This window comes from Lactobacillus sp. HBUAS51381 (genome assembly GCF_012641095.1).
Classification (GTDB): Bacteria; Bacillota; Bacilli; order Lactobacillales; family Lactobacillaceae; genus Levilactobacillus.
Window position 1 is genome coordinate 1 of sequence record NZ_JAAVSC010000101.1, and the last position, 268, is coordinate 268.

Below are 268 nucleotides of genomic sequence, written 5' to 3' on the forward strand. Positions count from 1 at the left end.
ACGAAAGTCTGATGGAGCAATGCCGCGTGAGTGAAGAAGGGTTTCGGCTCGTAAAACTCTGTTGTTAAAGAAGAACACTCTTGAGAGTAACTGTTCAGGGGTTGACGGTATTTAACCAGAAAGCCACGGCTAACTACGTGCCAGCAGCCGCGGTAATACGTAGGTGGCGAGCGTTGTCCGGATTTATTGGGCGTAAAGCGAGCGCAGGCGGTTTCTTAAGTCTGATGTGAAAGCCTTCGGCTTAACCGGAGAAGTGCATCGGAAACTG

At 50.4% G+C, this 268-nt stretch carries 1 rRNA gene; it reads left to right on the top strand.

Features of this window, described 5'->3' with window-relative positions:
- Positions 1-268, top strand: a 16S ribosomal RNA gene (locus HEQ50_RS12685); the annotation flags it as partial.